At 41.0% G+C, this 14,347-nt stretch carries 12 protein-coding genes and 1 pseudogene; 6 read left to right on the top strand and 7 right to left on the bottom strand.

Annotated features, from left to right (window positions below):
* Nucleotides 1-77: 77 nt before the first annotated feature.
* From AC0QT1_RS01470 to AC0QT1_RS01460, 3 genes are all read right to left on the bottom strand, one after another.
* Nucleotides 78-1,940: an ABC-F family ATP-binding cassette domain-containing protein gene (locus AC0QT1_RS01470; RefSeq protein WP_473201515.1), complete on the bottom strand. Its 1,863-nt coding sequence runs from the start codon at nucleotides 1,938-1,940 to the stop codon at nucleotides 78-80.
* On the bottom strand, nucleotides 1,940-2,359 hold the full coding sequence (locus AC0QT1_RS01465) for a hypothetical protein (protein ID WP_473201488.1): 420 nt from the start codon (nucleotides 2,357-2,359) through the stop codon (nucleotides 1,940-1,942). Before AC0QT1_RS01465 ends, AC0QT1_RS01470 begins: the two co-directional genes overlap by 1 nt.
* Nucleotides 2,360-2,462: 103 nt before the next feature.
* On the bottom strand, nucleotides 2,463-3,098 hold the full coding sequence (locus AC0QT1_RS01460; protein ID WP_473199748.1) for a thiamine diphosphokinase: 636 nt from the start codon (nucleotides 3,096-3,098) through the stop codon (nucleotides 2,463-2,465).
* 151 nt (nucleotides 3,099-3,249) lie between these two features.
* Between AC0QT1_RS01460 and AC0QT1_RS01455 the strand changes: the two genes are divergently transcribed.
* Entirely contained in the window at nucleotides 3,250-4,803 is a 1,554-nt protein-coding gene (locus AC0QT1_RS01455) for a M48 family metalloprotease (RefSeq protein ID WP_473201487.1), read from the top strand.
* Nucleotides 4,804-4,994: 191 nt separating this feature from the next.
* Here AC0QT1_RS01455 and AC0QT1_RS01450 read toward each other — a convergent pair whose 3' ends face one another.
* Nucleotides 4,995-5,906, bottom strand: a complete 912-nt coding sequence (locus AC0QT1_RS01450) for an RNA polymerase factor sigma-32 (RefSeq protein ID WP_473199750.1) — start codon at nucleotides 5,904-5,906, stop codon at nucleotides 4,995-4,997.
* A gap of 554 nt (nucleotides 5,907-6,460) precedes the next feature.
* On the opposite strand from AC0QT1_RS01450, the gene AC0QT1_RS01445 reads away from it, so the two are divergent.
* The 3 genes from AC0QT1_RS01445 to AC0QT1_RS01435 all read left to right on the top strand — a co-directional run bounded on the left by AC0QT1_RS01445 (nucleotide 6,461) and on the right by AC0QT1_RS01435 (nucleotide 9,256).
* A complete protein-coding gene (locus tag AC0QT1_RS01445; protein WP_473201514.1) occupies nucleotides 6,461-8,011 on the top strand; it encodes a hypothetical protein in 1,551 nt (516 codons plus the stop codon).
* A gap of 19 nt (nucleotides 8,012-8,030) precedes the next feature.
* The gene (gene fdxA, locus AC0QT1_RS01440; protein WP_473199751.1) at nucleotides 8,031-8,372 is read left to right on the top strand and encodes a ferredoxin FdxA; all 342 of its coding nucleotides are present in this window, start codon (nucleotides 8,031-8,033) and stop codon (nucleotides 8,370-8,372) included.
* 299 nt (nucleotides 8,373-8,671) lie between these two features.
* The gene (locus AC0QT1_RS01435) at nucleotides 8,672-9,256 is read left to right on the top strand and encodes a CarD family transcriptional regulator (RefSeq protein ID WP_473199752.1); all 585 of its coding nucleotides are present in this window, start codon (nucleotides 8,672-8,674) and stop codon (nucleotides 9,254-9,256) included.
* A gap of 616 nt (nucleotides 9,257-9,872) precedes the next feature.
* On the opposite strand, the gene rpmF is transcribed toward AC0QT1_RS01435, so the two are convergent.
* Nucleotides 9,873-10,052 (bottom strand): 50S ribosomal protein L32, encoded by a 180-nt coding sequence (gene rpmF, locus AC0QT1_RS01430; RefSeq protein WP_473199753.1) that lies wholly within the window; start codon nucleotides 10,050-10,052, stop codon nucleotides 9,873-9,875.
* Between the two features lie 359 nt (nucleotides 10,053-10,411).
* On the opposite strand from rpmF, the gene AC0QT1_RS01425 reads away from it, so the two are divergent.
* Entirely contained in the window at nucleotides 10,412-11,314 is a 903-nt protein-coding gene (locus AC0QT1_RS01425; protein WP_473201486.1) for a polyprenyl synthetase family protein, read from the top strand.
* A gap of 111 nt (nucleotides 11,315-11,425) precedes the next feature.
* Here the strand turns inward: AC0QT1_RS01425 and AC0QT1_RS01420 are convergent.
* Both AC0QT1_RS01420 and ispG read right to left on the bottom strand, forming a co-directional pair.
* Nucleotides 11,426-12,151, bottom strand: a pseudogene (locus AC0QT1_RS01420) (tyrosine-type recombinase/integrase); the annotation flags it as partial.
* A gap of 203 nt (nucleotides 12,152-12,354) precedes the next feature.
* Nucleotides 12,355-13,596: a flavodoxin-dependent (E)-4-hydroxy-3-methylbut-2-enyl-diphosphate synthase gene (gene ispG / locus AC0QT1_RS01415; protein WP_473199755.1), complete on the bottom strand. Its 1,242-nt coding sequence runs from the start codon at nucleotides 13,594-13,596 to the stop codon at nucleotides 12,355-12,357.
* 238 nt (nucleotides 13,597-13,834) lie between these two features.
* On the opposite strand from ispG, the gene AC0QT1_RS01410 reads away from it, so the two are divergent.
* Nucleotides 13,835-14,131: a hypothetical protein gene (locus AC0QT1_RS01410; protein ID WP_473199756.1), complete on the top strand. Its 297-nt coding sequence runs from the start codon at nucleotides 13,835-13,837 to the stop codon at nucleotides 14,129-14,131.
* Nucleotides 14,132-14,347: the final 216 nt, after the last annotated feature.

Here is a 14,347-nt window from a genome sequence, read left to right as displayed (position 1 = left end):
GCAAAAAACAAATTTACAGTGAAAGAGATCCCCCCACCTAAATCTATTACAATCTTCTTGAAATAACGCTATAGCGTTTATAACTTCACACATTCTATGTCTTCGCGCAATAGTTCCAATTCCAACCATTCTTCTTCTTTTTGCGCACAAGCCTTTTTCTTCTCTTCCAGTGTTGTTGACAAGCGTTCAAAGCGCTCTTTATCATTGCAATAGAGTGCTGGATCAGAGAGTTCTTGTTCAATTTTTTTGATTTCGTCCTGCAAAGCAGCGATTTGTTCAGGCAACTTTTCCAGCGCATAAACCTGCTTATAAGACAATTTACGTGGTTTTATTTTCTCCCGCTCCACAAGACAATGATTTGATGATGAGAGGGATGTTGCCTGCTCCTGCGAACGAAGATTTGCTAGCACTTTAGAGTGTGAGAATTCTTTCTCTTTGCGCCCTAGCAGTGCAGCTTGCTTATTTTGTGCGATCATATCACTATAACCGCCAGCATATAAGATCCACTGACCATCCCCTTGTGGCGCCAACATGTGCGTTACAGTTCGATCTAAGAAATCTCTGTCATGACTAACCAGCAACACTGTTCCAGTAAAATCGGCAATAAACTCTTGCAACAAATCCAATGTTTCCATATCCAAATCATTGGTCGGTTCATCGAGAATTAAAAAGTTTGCGGGACGTGAAAGAAGACGAGCAAGAATGATGCGCGCTCTTTCTCCCCCTGAAAATTCTTTGAGTGGAGTGCGTGCTTGTTCGGGTAAAAACAAAAAGTCTTTCATATAAGAAACAACATGGCGTTCTTTCCCATTGATCACAAGCGTCTCGCCCCTCCCATCGGTTAGATAATGCGCTAACGTTTCTTCTTCATTTAAAGTCCGCTGTTGATCAAGTAGCGCCATGGAAAGATTATATCCATGCTTTACCATACCACTATCGACCGGCTCCTTACCGATCAAAGTAGAAAGCAATGTTGTCTTTCCAATACCATTTGGACCAATCAAACCGATACGATCCCCGCGCTGAATCCGCAAAGAGAAATCTTTTACAATAACACGATCGCCATAAGATTTTGTAATTCGCTTTGCTTCGAGCACCAATTGACCAGAATCATGGCTTTTAGAAGCTGTCAAAAGTGCATTTCCCGGTTGCCCTTTATAGGTTTGATGCCTCTGTCGCAGCTCTTTTAATTCTCCCAAACGGCGTACATTGCGTTTACGCCGTGCCGTCACCCCATAACGCAACCATTGTTCCTCACGTATAATTTGTCGTGCCAATTTATGGTGATCTCGCGCTTCTTCTTCAAGCGCCTTATCGCGCCAATTTTCAAACTGCGAAAAACGCATTTCCAGTCTTTTGGTCATACCACGATCAAGCCACACGATTGACCGTGTCACATTTTCTAAAAATCGCCGATCATGGGAAATCACCACAATTGCTGAAGGCAGAGCATAGAGAGCGCCTTCAAGCCATTCAATCGTTGGAAGATCAAGATGGTTGGTTGGCTCATCTAAGAGAAGAATATCTGGTTTTGCCGCAAGAGCTCGTAATAAAGACACGCGCCGTTTTTCACCCCCAGAAAGCGTTGTCAACTTTTCTGTTCCTGAAAAACCAAGATTGGTGCGTAAGGTATTGACCCATTGTCTATCAGGTGCATTGTCCAGACCATCTTCCACAAAGGCATGAACATCTTCAAAACCTAAACAATCAGGATTTTGCGAAACATAACGCACAGTGACCCGCGGGTGGCGAAAAATCTCACCCCCACTAGGCTCTCTCACACCAGCGGCAATTTTTAACAGCGTTGATTTTCCACAACCATTACGACCTACCAACGCAATACGCGCCCCTTGCTCAACCGACAAGCAAGCTTGGTCAAGCAAGGGATTCATCCCAAAAGTTAGGAAAATGCGGTCAAGCCGCAACAGCGGCACCGACATTAATGAGCGTGACGATGATGACAAGGTGCCTTATACATCACCCCTCTTGCATCATGGTAAACGCACAATTTTGGCGTACGTTTTGTCTGTGGTGCCCGTATTCTCTGAGCACAAGGTGCTTGGTAAATCTGACCTCTCTGATTGCGATATGTGCACATTGATGACTGCTGAACCACAACCTGTCTTTGTTGTTTTTGCTGATTTACAGCAGCCCCCGTTACTGTTCCGGCAAGAGCACCAAATGCTGCACCGGTTAACGCTGCTCCAGGTGTACTTCCAGCAATTGCTGTTCCTGCCAAGGCGCCAATTGCAGCACCTCCCACGCCATAACCGGCAACACGTTGATCAGTCGTCGTACATGCCACTGTACTGAGACCAAGAGCTGAAACAACAGCTATTTTCAAAATCGATTTCAACATATAAAAACTCTCCTTCTCAAAATCAATATATTAAATATATCATTCATGCCGGTCCTTCATCACGATGCCCCCCTCTGCCTTATTCAAATATACCGGAAGAGCTTTATGAAAGAGGTACAGACGCCAATAATATAGCTTTTCCAAAACCTAAATCGCAAGAAAAGGTTCCACAAATACGGTTAGAAAGTGTCAAAGATGACCCAAAAGACACAGTTTTACCATAAATTGGCCATTTTACACCTGTAAGTGTTAATCCATGCAAGTCTGTAAAACCGATGATACTAAATAAGCAACCATTAGGCAAATCACATGAAAAAGGTTTTGGTAAAAGGGGCCACCCTTCTTCAAGACCACTGGTTAATAAGACTGAAATGCCTTTTTCTGCCATCACCAATGCTTGCATCATATGAGAAAGGCCATGGTCTGTTCTTTCTCCTTGCAAAGCCCCGCATAGGATAATTTGCGTAGCACCCTTTTGTAACGCTCTCTCACAAGCGAGAGCACTATCGGTCATATCTTTATCAGCGGGAAAGACCTCACAAGGAACATGACGATATTTGTCTCTTAAATCCTGATCAGAGGAATCGAAATCCCCCATCCACAACTCAGGCATGACATTCAAAACTGCTGCATGACGCATTCCACCATCAGCAGCAATCACACGACTGTTGCGAATTTGATTGCACAAACGATCAGTGACACAAACATCTCCATTTAACAATATTGTAAATGTTGTCATCCCATACTCTGCCTTTCGTAAGGTCTCTTTTTAGAGCAATTTTATAAATTTTTTATAAAAATGCCGTTTTTTATCAACACTAACCATGCTATAGGCGAAAAAATCCTCACCCTAAAAGCTCCTTTATTCTAAAAACACATACAAGAGACAAATGAAATTTGCCAAAAGACACTCAGAAAACAAAGTGCATAATAATTATAATTGTCAAAAGCACCCTCTTTTCTGGCACTCAATTTTTCAACGAAATTTTTCTTTTCACAGAAAAATGTCTAGAATCCTCATCAGCTTAACACTTCTCCTTTCCGCTTGTCATACGAACATTTCCCAAAACAAGATGCCTTATTCTTCAGATTCTTCTGGGACTAAATATGCCAGCAACCATAATATCTATGTCACATTAAGCACGATACAACACCCACGTATTTTACAAATCTATGGCGGTGCCTATCATGATGCAAAACTTGAGCGCCTGCTGGCAGATATTGTGCAGAAACTCACAACCGTATCCCGCAATTCTCACCAACGCTATTTTGTCACCATTTTAAACTCCGAAAGCGTCAACGCATTTGCATTACCAAGCGGTTTTATTTACATCACGCGTGGCATGCTGTCATTGGCCAATGATTCTTCAGAAGTTGCAGCAATTTTAGCCCATGAGATAGCGCATATTACTGCCCATCACGGTATTTTACGCCTTAAAAAGCAAGCCGAATTGAAGATGGCAAACCACCTGTCATCCCCCCTTCCTTCCCATGCCGCAAGAAAATCCTACAATCCCCTTGAAAATAAGCAGCAACTTGCGCAATTTTCACGCGATCAGGAATTACAAGCTGATTCGCTTGCATTAGAAATGCTCAAACAAGCAGGGTATGATCCATTTGCTTCTCCGCGTTTTCTTCAATCAATGGAAGCCTATAGTGATTTTCGTAAAATCTCAGGCACAAAAAATGCCTCATTAGACTTTCTAACAAGCCATCCAACCACACCACAACGGATTCATCTTGCCATGGAAAAAGCACGCAGAATCAGCGCCAAGAACAAGGGAAGAACGGATCGTGATTTTTTTCTCAAAAGCATTGATGGTATGATTTTTGGAGGGAGCTTTCAGACAGGTTTTGTAAGAGGAAACCAATTTATTCACCCGCAACTGCGCATAACTTTTTCCGTTCCAGACAATTTTACAATAGAAAATTCAGCACACATTGTTTGGGCCAGCAGTCCAGATAAAATTGCCATTCGCTTTGATGCTTTACCAAATCCTCTTGCACTGTCTGCGAGTGATTATTTAAAAAGTGGATGGATTGCAGGACTTGATGAATCGTCTGTTGAGCCAATTATGATTCGAGATCTTTCTGGAGCTCATGCCCGCGCAACCAATAAGCAATGGCAATTTGATATAACTGTCATTCTCCTCAACCATCACGTTTTTCGTTTTCTGACAGCAGCGCCCCATGATTCTGAAAATTTTGCAGCGGTTGCTCAAAAGGCGGTAGAAAGTTTTCAGCCCCTTTCATCCTTACAGTTAAAAAAACTGAAACCTTTAAGAATCCGTATTGTACGCGTTAAACAGGGCGAAAGCGTTGCAAGCCTTGCCAATCAGATGCTCTGTAGCACAGAGAAAGAAAAACTCTTTCGCATTCTCAATGGCCTCTCTCCAACCCAAATTTTACGGATAGGGTCAAAGGTCAAACTTGTCACGCAGTAGAAAGAGCCTTTTCCACCCTTTTGGGGACTTTTGATCCCCTCCTCTTCTCTTTCTAGCATCCGCATCCCTTGACCCTGTAAGACATTCCCCGCAACATTTTGAGTGCCCTTTAAAACCAGCCTCATCATGTTCTCCTTTTCCCGTAATGTCTCACTGCTCATCAAAACTCTCTCGAAAAAACCGTCAAATTTTTACACTTCATAAGCATCTGCTGAATTCGCTGTAAGCAAAGCAGAGCGTAATTTTTGCAAAGCCCGCGCCTCAATCTGGCGCACCCGCTCTTTCGAGATTCCCAACTTTTCGCCCAAAACTTCCAATGTCGCCCCCTCTTCATTAAGGCGACGAAAACGAATAATCTCAAGCTCCCTTTCATTGAGAATTTGCAATGCATCGTAGAGCCATTGTGTCCGCCGTTGGCCATCAATCACCTGTTCAATGAGAGCATCGGGAAGCGGACTATCATCGACAAGAGCATCCATTTTAGCAACAGGATTATCACTGTTTTCAGAAACAGAAACACTCAAGGAATTATCAGAACTAGAAAAACGAAAATCCATTGTTTCAACATCGCGCACTGAAACACCGAGTTTTTCAGCGATTGTGCGAAAGATATCTTGTTTTGAAAGAGCACTATCATCCTGCACCAATTTCGCACGCAAACGTCGAAGATTAAAGAAAAGCGCCTTTTGCGAAGAACTGGTTCCCCCTCGAACAATAGACCAATTTCGCAAGATATAATCTTGAATAGAAGCGCGTATCCACCATGTTGCATAAGTTGAAAAACGCACTTCCCGATCAGGCTCGAAACGAGCGGCAGCTTCCAAAAGCCCAACATATCCCTCTTGCACCAGATCCCCTAACGGCATTTTGAAATGTTTAAACCGGTTAGCAATTGCAATCACCAAACGCATATGAGCCGCTGCAATTTGATGCATAGCTTCATCATCGTGTTTATCTTTCCATCGCAGAGCCAAATCATGCTCTTTTTGTCGTTCAAGATAAGGCGCTTGCATAGCAGAACGCATCATATTACGTCCCAAGCTTTTGTCTGCATCGCTATAATTTTTGCTGCTTTTATACACAGCATTTGAAAGATGACCCATAATAACCCCTTGCGATTAAAATTATCAAAATTGATTTGGCAACGACACCATCGTTCTTTCGCAAAAAAGAACTCAAAAGTTGTTTTTTGTATGGCTGCTACTTTAGCGTGTATTTTTATAATCGCAATTGTTTTTTTCTTGTCATGGTAAAACTTCCCATAAAAAGCCAGCAATTTACCAACAAAATGGCGATAGGATACATCCTTATTTACCGACAAAAATTGTGTAAAAAATCTTATTTTCCCCTCATCATGACCAGAACAGAAAAAAGAAAATGGTTGCGTAGGATCAATCCTCTTTTGTTTAAACTTTGACTTATTTCTTTTTCATGAAAAATTTATTTTATTTTTCTAACTTCACAACACAACCAATAAGTGTAATAAATATATGATAAACCTGCAGAATGAATAAAAAAGAACCACTTAAAATTAAAGCATCAAAAAATGACAAGAATGATTGAAGCAAACGCGACAAACATGTTAAAGGATCAGGACAATGATGAGATTGTCGAGAATAAGCTTTTTACCAGTGGAATACTAAGAAAGAAAATGGTTATGGAGAGCAAGATTATTCAACGAAATGATATTTTCCTTGAAAAACATGGCAATGGTACGTTTGAAGGGTTACGTTTTTATGCCAACAAAAAGGAGTGCGATTCAACCACTGAAGCGCAAAACGCTCTCAATAATGACGATTTGATTCTTGCCTTTTCCAAACGAGCAGCACGCCTTTGTGCTGGTTCTAATGGAGATTTTAGCCTTAATTCTGATGGAATTGTACGCTGGATAGGCCAACCTGTAGGGCAACTTGTTACAACGGAAGATTTTTTTAAACCCAAACTGATTGTTTTGGCAGATACGCAATTAACAGGAGAAGCGCGGGATAACGTGACAAAACGATTGGAGCGTTTTGTTACTTTTCATTTTGAAACGGCTTTAAAACCCCTGTTTGATTTACGCAATGCTGAGAGCTTGACGGATTCAACACGCGACCTTGCTTCACAACTTGTCAATGCCTTAGGAAGATTACCACGACGAGAAGTTGCTACCATTGTCAAAAGCCTTGATCAAGAATCGCGTACTGTGTTGCGGCAACTCGGTGTGCGTTTTGGCGCTTTTCATATTTACGTTGCAGCAATGATTAAGCCCGCTCCAGTCCAAGCCCTTACGCTATTATGGATTCTTCAAAATGAGGGACAAAACCAAACAGGCATGGATGAAATTTGTGCCGCACTCTCAGCTGGACGCACTTCTTTGATTGTTGACCCCACCTATAACCGCAAATTTTATCAATTAGCTGGTTATCGAATCCTAGGACAACGAGCAGTACGCATTGATATTTTAGAACGACTTGCCAACCTCATCCGCCCTGCTCTCCATTGGAGACAAGGAACTGAACCTAAACCTGATGGAGCCTATGATGGCAAAAGTTTTTTTGTCACATCAACCATGATGTCTATTCTTGGAGCCAATGGAACCGATATGGAAGAAATTCTTAAAGGACTTGGCTATCAATCTCATCCCATGAGCAAGACTGATCTTGAACAACATTGCCTTGCAGATCAAGCTTCTTCTCATGCATATCCCACAACACCAGCTGTTCCAGCGGCAGAATGTGTTGGTGATCAATGGCAAATTATGAAAACCTTAGCAACAAGAGAGGAAGCAAAAAGCACTTTGTCTTGTTGTCTTGAAACACACACCAATGCGATAAATTCCTTACCGGCTGCTGAACCTGTTGGTGATTTTGCCAAGCAAAAACCAAGTACAGCAGAAGAGAAAGTGGTTTTACTCTGGCGTTATCAACCTAAATCTCACCATCATACACATAAAAATCGTGAAAAATCCGGAAACAGGTGGTCAAATAAACCGAAAAAATCTTTTAAAACAAGGGCAAGCACAGATGAAAAAAGCTCTCAAGAAGCCATCTCACCCAAGAGACATTCTCACAAATCTAATATCCCTCACACTAAACATATGAAGCGTAAACCCTTTCAAAAAGAAAAACGCTCTCATTCTGATTCACCTTTTGCAAAATTAGCAGCGCTACGCGATCAACTCACAAATAACAAAAACACCCAGACACTTTCTTCCAAAGATCATTAAAATAAATTGGAGCTCGATCGTGGCTTATGTAGTAACCGACAACTGTATTCATTGTAAATATACGGATTGCGTTGAAGTGTGCCCTGTAGATTGTTTTTATGAAGGTGAGAATATGCTTGTTATTCACCCTGATGAATGTATCGATTGTGGTGTCTGCGAGCCAGAATGTCCAGCGGAAGCCATTAAACCTGATACGGAACCGGGGTTAGAAAAGTGGTTAGAGCTTAATCTTCATTATGCGAACAAATGGCCTAATTTAACCACTAGGAAAGATCCTCTTCCACAAGCAAAAGAAATGGATGGCGTTCCAAATAAATTAGAAAAGTATTTTTCAGAAAAACCAGGAAATGGTGAAGAATAACAATACTCTTTCATTCCCCTTTAAAGAGTCGAAACTATTCTTTTACAAAAATAAAAATTCTCAAGTGAAATGATTGATTCTTTTGAATTTTGATGTTAATGTTATTTTAACATGTTCATCTTTCTGAGTATTTTTATTGCTTTATTTGTTGTAAAGCAATGTGCTTTTGTTGAATTTAAAAGTACGCGGCTTTTATGTTCACTTAATTATTGTAATATACTTGGTTAAGAACTTCAGCATTCAGGTTTATAGCCTGTTTTCCGATACATTTGTTGGTTATAAAGGGAGTAAATTAAAATATGGCATCCCAACACGGAACACCCTCTAATGCTAAAGGATTTGCAACCTCTGAATATATCGTTTACCCTACCCATGGCGTAGGGCAAATTATAGCGATTGAAGATCAAGAAGTTGCAGGACATAAATTAAAACTTTTTGTTATTCATTTTGCGAAAGATAAAATGGATGTCAAAGTTCCCATTGCAAAAGCTCTTTCCGTTGGAATGCGCAAATTATCAGCGGGTGATTCTGTTGAACGCGCCTTAAAAGTTCTCTATGGAAAAGCACGGGTTAAGCGGACCATGTGGTCGCGCCGTGCTCAAGAGTATGATGCTAAAATCAATTCGGGAGATCTTATTTGTATTGCTGAAGTGGTGCGTGATCTTTTTCGTTCAAACCTACAACCCGAGCAATCTTATTCTGAACGTCAACTCTATACTGTTGCCCTTGAAAGAATGGCCCGTGAAATTGCTGTTATTAACAATCTTTCTGAAACAGAAGCTATCAATCTTATAGAGATGCATCTCTCGAGCAAGCCAAAGCGCGGATTTAAAACTGAGGAAGATAAAGTAAACGCAAATGATGAGGCTGTTTACGCTGCATAATTAATCTTGAAAATAAAGTAAAAAAAGTAAAATCAGCATTCTGCTGATTTTATTTTTGTCCTAAAAAAAATTCAGTGCGACAAGAACATTTTCGACTTGGCCAAGCGCTACCCTCTAATAGAGATTGGCGCAATTGGTGTATTATCTCTTTCTATCCACCATTTCTTAACAAGATTGCACTTCTCATCTTGCTTTTGTCACTCTAAAAGCACTTTCGTGATTGAGAAAACGAGTTTCCTCACCAATCTTATTTTCTCAAGAGCGATAGAGAATTCTTTCACCGCTCTCCTAAAACACACACCCTATTGCATGAGAATCTTCCGGTCATCTTTCAGATGGCAAAGAACCTCAGCTTTATTAACACCATAAGGGGGAAAGAACTCCTACGGTCCTCAAGACAAGGAATTTCAACAAAGTTCATGGAGTTTAACAAAGTGCATACGGAATGATTACCATGACCCCTTAAGAAAAAAGAGCTACAAGAACATCCACCGTACAACAGGAAGCTTTGCTTTTCACTTATCCCCATTGAAGAAGATAACTGAGAAGCAACCACCCGTGCACAGAAACCACCTGTGCATCAAATAAACCCTATCCCTTAAGAGAGAGGAGGATTTCAATCTTTCGCAGGCAAAACTGAACGTCCGCGATACATCCCGGTCTTCAAATCAATATGATGAGGGCGACGCAATTCACCAGAATTTTTATCCTCGATATAAGTTTGCGCCTTCAAGGCATCAGCCGAACGGCGCATACCCCGCTTCGAGGGAGAGGTTTTTCGTTTAGGTACAGCCATAAAGAGACACTCCAAATCCACTAAAAAGAAGAGGCAATGTCAAAATAACAGAGCCTGTATCAAAAATCATAAATTCGATATTTTCTGCCCTTATACACTGATCAGAAAGAAGAGGCAACGTCAAAAATAGCAATACTCTTACCAGAAACGACATTTTCACCCTTCACGAAAACCTTTTAATAAGATTTTTATTTCATTTTTCATTTGGCTTTAATACAATTCCGGCCTACAGTCTGTCTAAAAGATCAACAGAGAAATTGATTTCTTAGAAAAAAATCTTATGCAAATTACCTCAAATAAGAAAAAACGATAGCCTTTCTCTTTTTATCTTATTTTGCAAAAAAATAAAGGAAGCAAGAATGCACGAATTTACCACCCTTCTTGCGAAACATGGTCATGCCCTTGAAAAACGGCTTAGCATACTGTTAAATGATCACGTTCAAAATGGTGAAATTGCCCGTCCTGAAATTCTTCTCAAAGCGATGCGTTATGGCGTCTTGAATGGTGGAAAGCGCCTGCGTCCTTTTCTTGTTATGCAAAGTGCAGCACTTTTTGATATCCCTCCCGAACACGCACTTGATGTTGCCTGCGCCTTAGAATGTGTGCACTGTTACTCACTCATTCATGATGATCTTCCCGCCATGGATAACGACACACTCCGACGCGGACAACCGACTGTTCACAGAGCATTCGATGAAGCAACAGCGATTCTTGCAGGCAACGCCCTTTTAACCCTTGCTTTTGAAATCATTGCCGATAAAATTTCCGCCCTTCCTTTTGAAACGAGAATAAAGCTGATCACAGCTCTTGCACAAGCATCAGGGCTAGGCGGCATGATAGGGGGTCAAATGCTTGACATTGAAGCGGAAAAAAAAACTCAAGAGAGCACCAACATCACAACTCTCCAACACATGAAAACAGCTACCCTTATAAGCTTTGCGTGCCAAGCAGGAGCAATCATCGGCAACGCTTCAAAAGAATTAACAGAAAAACTTGCTGCTTTTGGAACATATCTTGGTTTAGCCTTTCAACTGACGGATGATCTTCTCGATGTAACAACGAGCAGCGAGGTTTTAGGCAAAACTGCCGGCAAAGATGAAACAGCGCATAAAGCCACTTTTGTTCGTCTTTATGGCATTGAAGAAACACAAAGAAAGCGAGACGCGCTCATTATGAAAGCAGAAGCACTTCTCCGCCCTTTTGGCATCAAAGCAAAACCACTCGAACAAGCAGCCCGCTTTAGTGCAACACGAAAAAATTAAAATTCACAAACCACAATACAGACAGAAGAGGATATAAAATAAAAGCGTTTTTTTCTCAACAGGGATGATCCATATATCATCTTGAATCTGATCTTTATGGATATGACGTCAAGGATATGCACGAACACCTGTCAGAATAAGCAACCGCAAAGCCAATTGTGGTATGGCTATTATTTCGCAAAGTGTTTTATAAAAAGCCAGTATATCTCTCCAATCCATTGCCGGTCTATTCGGAACTTTATGGCGTTGTTTGCCTAGCAAAGCTTTTGCTTTTTCTGTTGCTTGTAAATCAACATCCAAACCCAATGCAGCAGCATATTTGAAACAAAGATTAAGGCGTATCAATGCCGTTCGAGCAGTCCCAGCTTTTGTATGCCAAATGGAGGCAAGCGTATTGCGTATATCTGTTTGAGTGATTTCTGAAACCGGTAAACAACCTAATTTAGGGAGAATATGAAATTTTAAAGGTAAAAACCAATTCCCATCTTTACCATCATGTTTGAATTCAGCTTTACGGCTTTCAAAAGCATCGAGAGCAATATCTTTTAGATAATAGAGATTACGCATTGCCTCACGCTTTTGTTTTTCACGTTCTTTAATGGAATCACGCCCCTCATGCAAAACAAAACACCATTGAGTTGCCAATTCACGGGCTTTTTTAAAGAGATATCTCTTAAAGCCCCTAAACCCATTTCACGACACCGCCCGTGAATGGGATAGCGGTAAATCCATTGAGCACCACCATCCTTACACTTATGAAGGTACAAGCCGGCCCCATCATACTCTTTACCGTCCCCCAATGTTGCAACAGCCCTTGCGACGATTCATAAGAGGCATTTTTACTCCTTTCTTCTCTATTTTTTATCCACACGTTAATCTCAATTGTGATGTCCAAGGGAATAGTTTTGATTGATTCAACATAAACAGGATTTGAAATGAGAAAATCTTAGGATATTCGAGACGCTCATTCAACATGCAAAACGATAAATTATCGTTATAAATCAATATCTTGTCTATTTTAGAATCTCTTCAACGCTCTCTCAATCCTGCCCAAAGCGGGTATGAATATAATCACTTAAGAGAGATTCAAATTCTTCAGCAATATGACTGCCGCGCAAAGTTTTTACCTTTTGTCCCTCAATAAAAACAGGCGCTGCCGGACTTTCCCCAACCCCAGGCAAAGAGATTCCAATATCAGCATGTTTTGATTCCCCTGGTCCATTGACAATACATCCCATCACTGCCACCTTCAAACTTTCAACACCAGGATATTTTTCACGCCAGATAGGCATATTTTTATACAAATCGGCTTCAATTTTTTGTGCCAATTGCTGAAACACTGTCGAGGTTGTACGACCACAACCAGGACAAGCAGCAACAACAGGTAAAAATTGCCGAAACCCCATCACTTGTAAAAGTTCTTGTCCCACCTTCACTTCTCTTGTCCGATCTCCACCAGGTTCAGGAGTCAATGAAATACGGATGGTATCCCCTATTCCTTGCTGTAATAAAATTCCCAAAGCCACCGAAGAAGCAACGACACCCTTTGTTCCCATTCCTGCTTCTGTTAAACCCAAATGGAGCGCATAATCACAACGCCCCGCCAACATACAATAGACAGCGATAAGATCTTGGACATTACTCACTTTAGCAGAAAGAATAATTTTATCACGTCCCAACCCCAACTCTTCAGCGAAAGCAGCTGAAAGTAAAGCCGACTGAACGACAGTTTCCCGCATAACTTCAGCTACAGATAAGGGATTTTCTTGCAGTGCATTTTCATCCATAAGCCGTGTCAACAACGCATTATCAAGGGACCCCCAATTCACACCAATGCGAATAGATTTACGATACCGACAAGCAATCTCGATAATTTCGGCAAATTGCCGATCCTTTTTTGCCCCAAATCCTACATTTCCAGGATTAATGCGATATTTTGCCAGAGCCTCAGCACAAGCAGGATGTGCTGATAAAAGCTTATGACCAATATAATGAAAATCCCCCACCAAGGGCACAAAAAAGCCTAGCTTCTCCAATCGTTCTCGTATTTTTGGCACAGCAGCAGCAGCTTCATCACGATCAACGGTGATGCGAACCAATTGCGAACCAGCCTGCCAAAGAGCAGCAACTTGTGCAACGGTTGCATCAACATCAGCAGTATCGGTATTGGTCATCGACTGAACAACAATTGGGTTATTGCCACCAACCATCACATTGCCAACAGCAACAGCAACAGAGCGGCGACGCTCAAGAGGTTTCGATAAAGGATACGCTGTGCTCATCAAGCCCTCAAATTCAAAATTTAGCATTTCTTGATCATCATTTATGGCAAGGCTTACCAAGGTACAATTTTAAAAAAGAATGAAGAAATTCCGTCATTGAACTACAATTTTTGACTTTCATCCCACGTCAATAAGTAAAGCAATCAATGCAACCTTTCAATCTTTAAGCCGTTATACAAAAACTCCAAACACAATTTCAACAGTCATAAAACACTATAAAAGATGAAGGAGCCAACAGATGTGTTTCTTTTCAACCCATTCCAAAAATGCTAAAATGAAAAAACAGATTGAACAATTAAAAAATGAACGCACACCGACAAGCTCTTGGCATTCCAGTAACAGCAACTTTGAGATCATTTCCGATATGCTTAACACATGGAAACAAAAAGGGCATCATGCGCTTCGCTACCTCAATGAGTATACGACACAATTGAAGAAAAAAGCTAAAGAGCACCCAAAAACAACCCTTGCATTAATAGCAGGATCGATTTTAACAAGTCTTTGGTTGATCCGTAAAAATTCACAACACAACTAGTCTTATATCATGCCTACTTTGAATCGAGTCTTTGTAGCTTAAAAAGCACAACTTAAAAAACGCGACGACACATCATAACCATCCAAGTTCAAGGATCACCTCCCTCTAAAGGAGGAGTTTCCTGCGCACTGCCAATCCGATAACACGCTGATTTTTTGCTTAGATTCCAGATCCTCAGAGCTTATATGATTCCTTGATCAATTCACCAGAAAAGCT

Source organism: Bartonella sp. P12B, from assembly GCF_055796185.1.
Note: the sequence above shows the minus strand (reverse complement) of the source record. Positions and strands in the feature narration are given on the sequence as shown.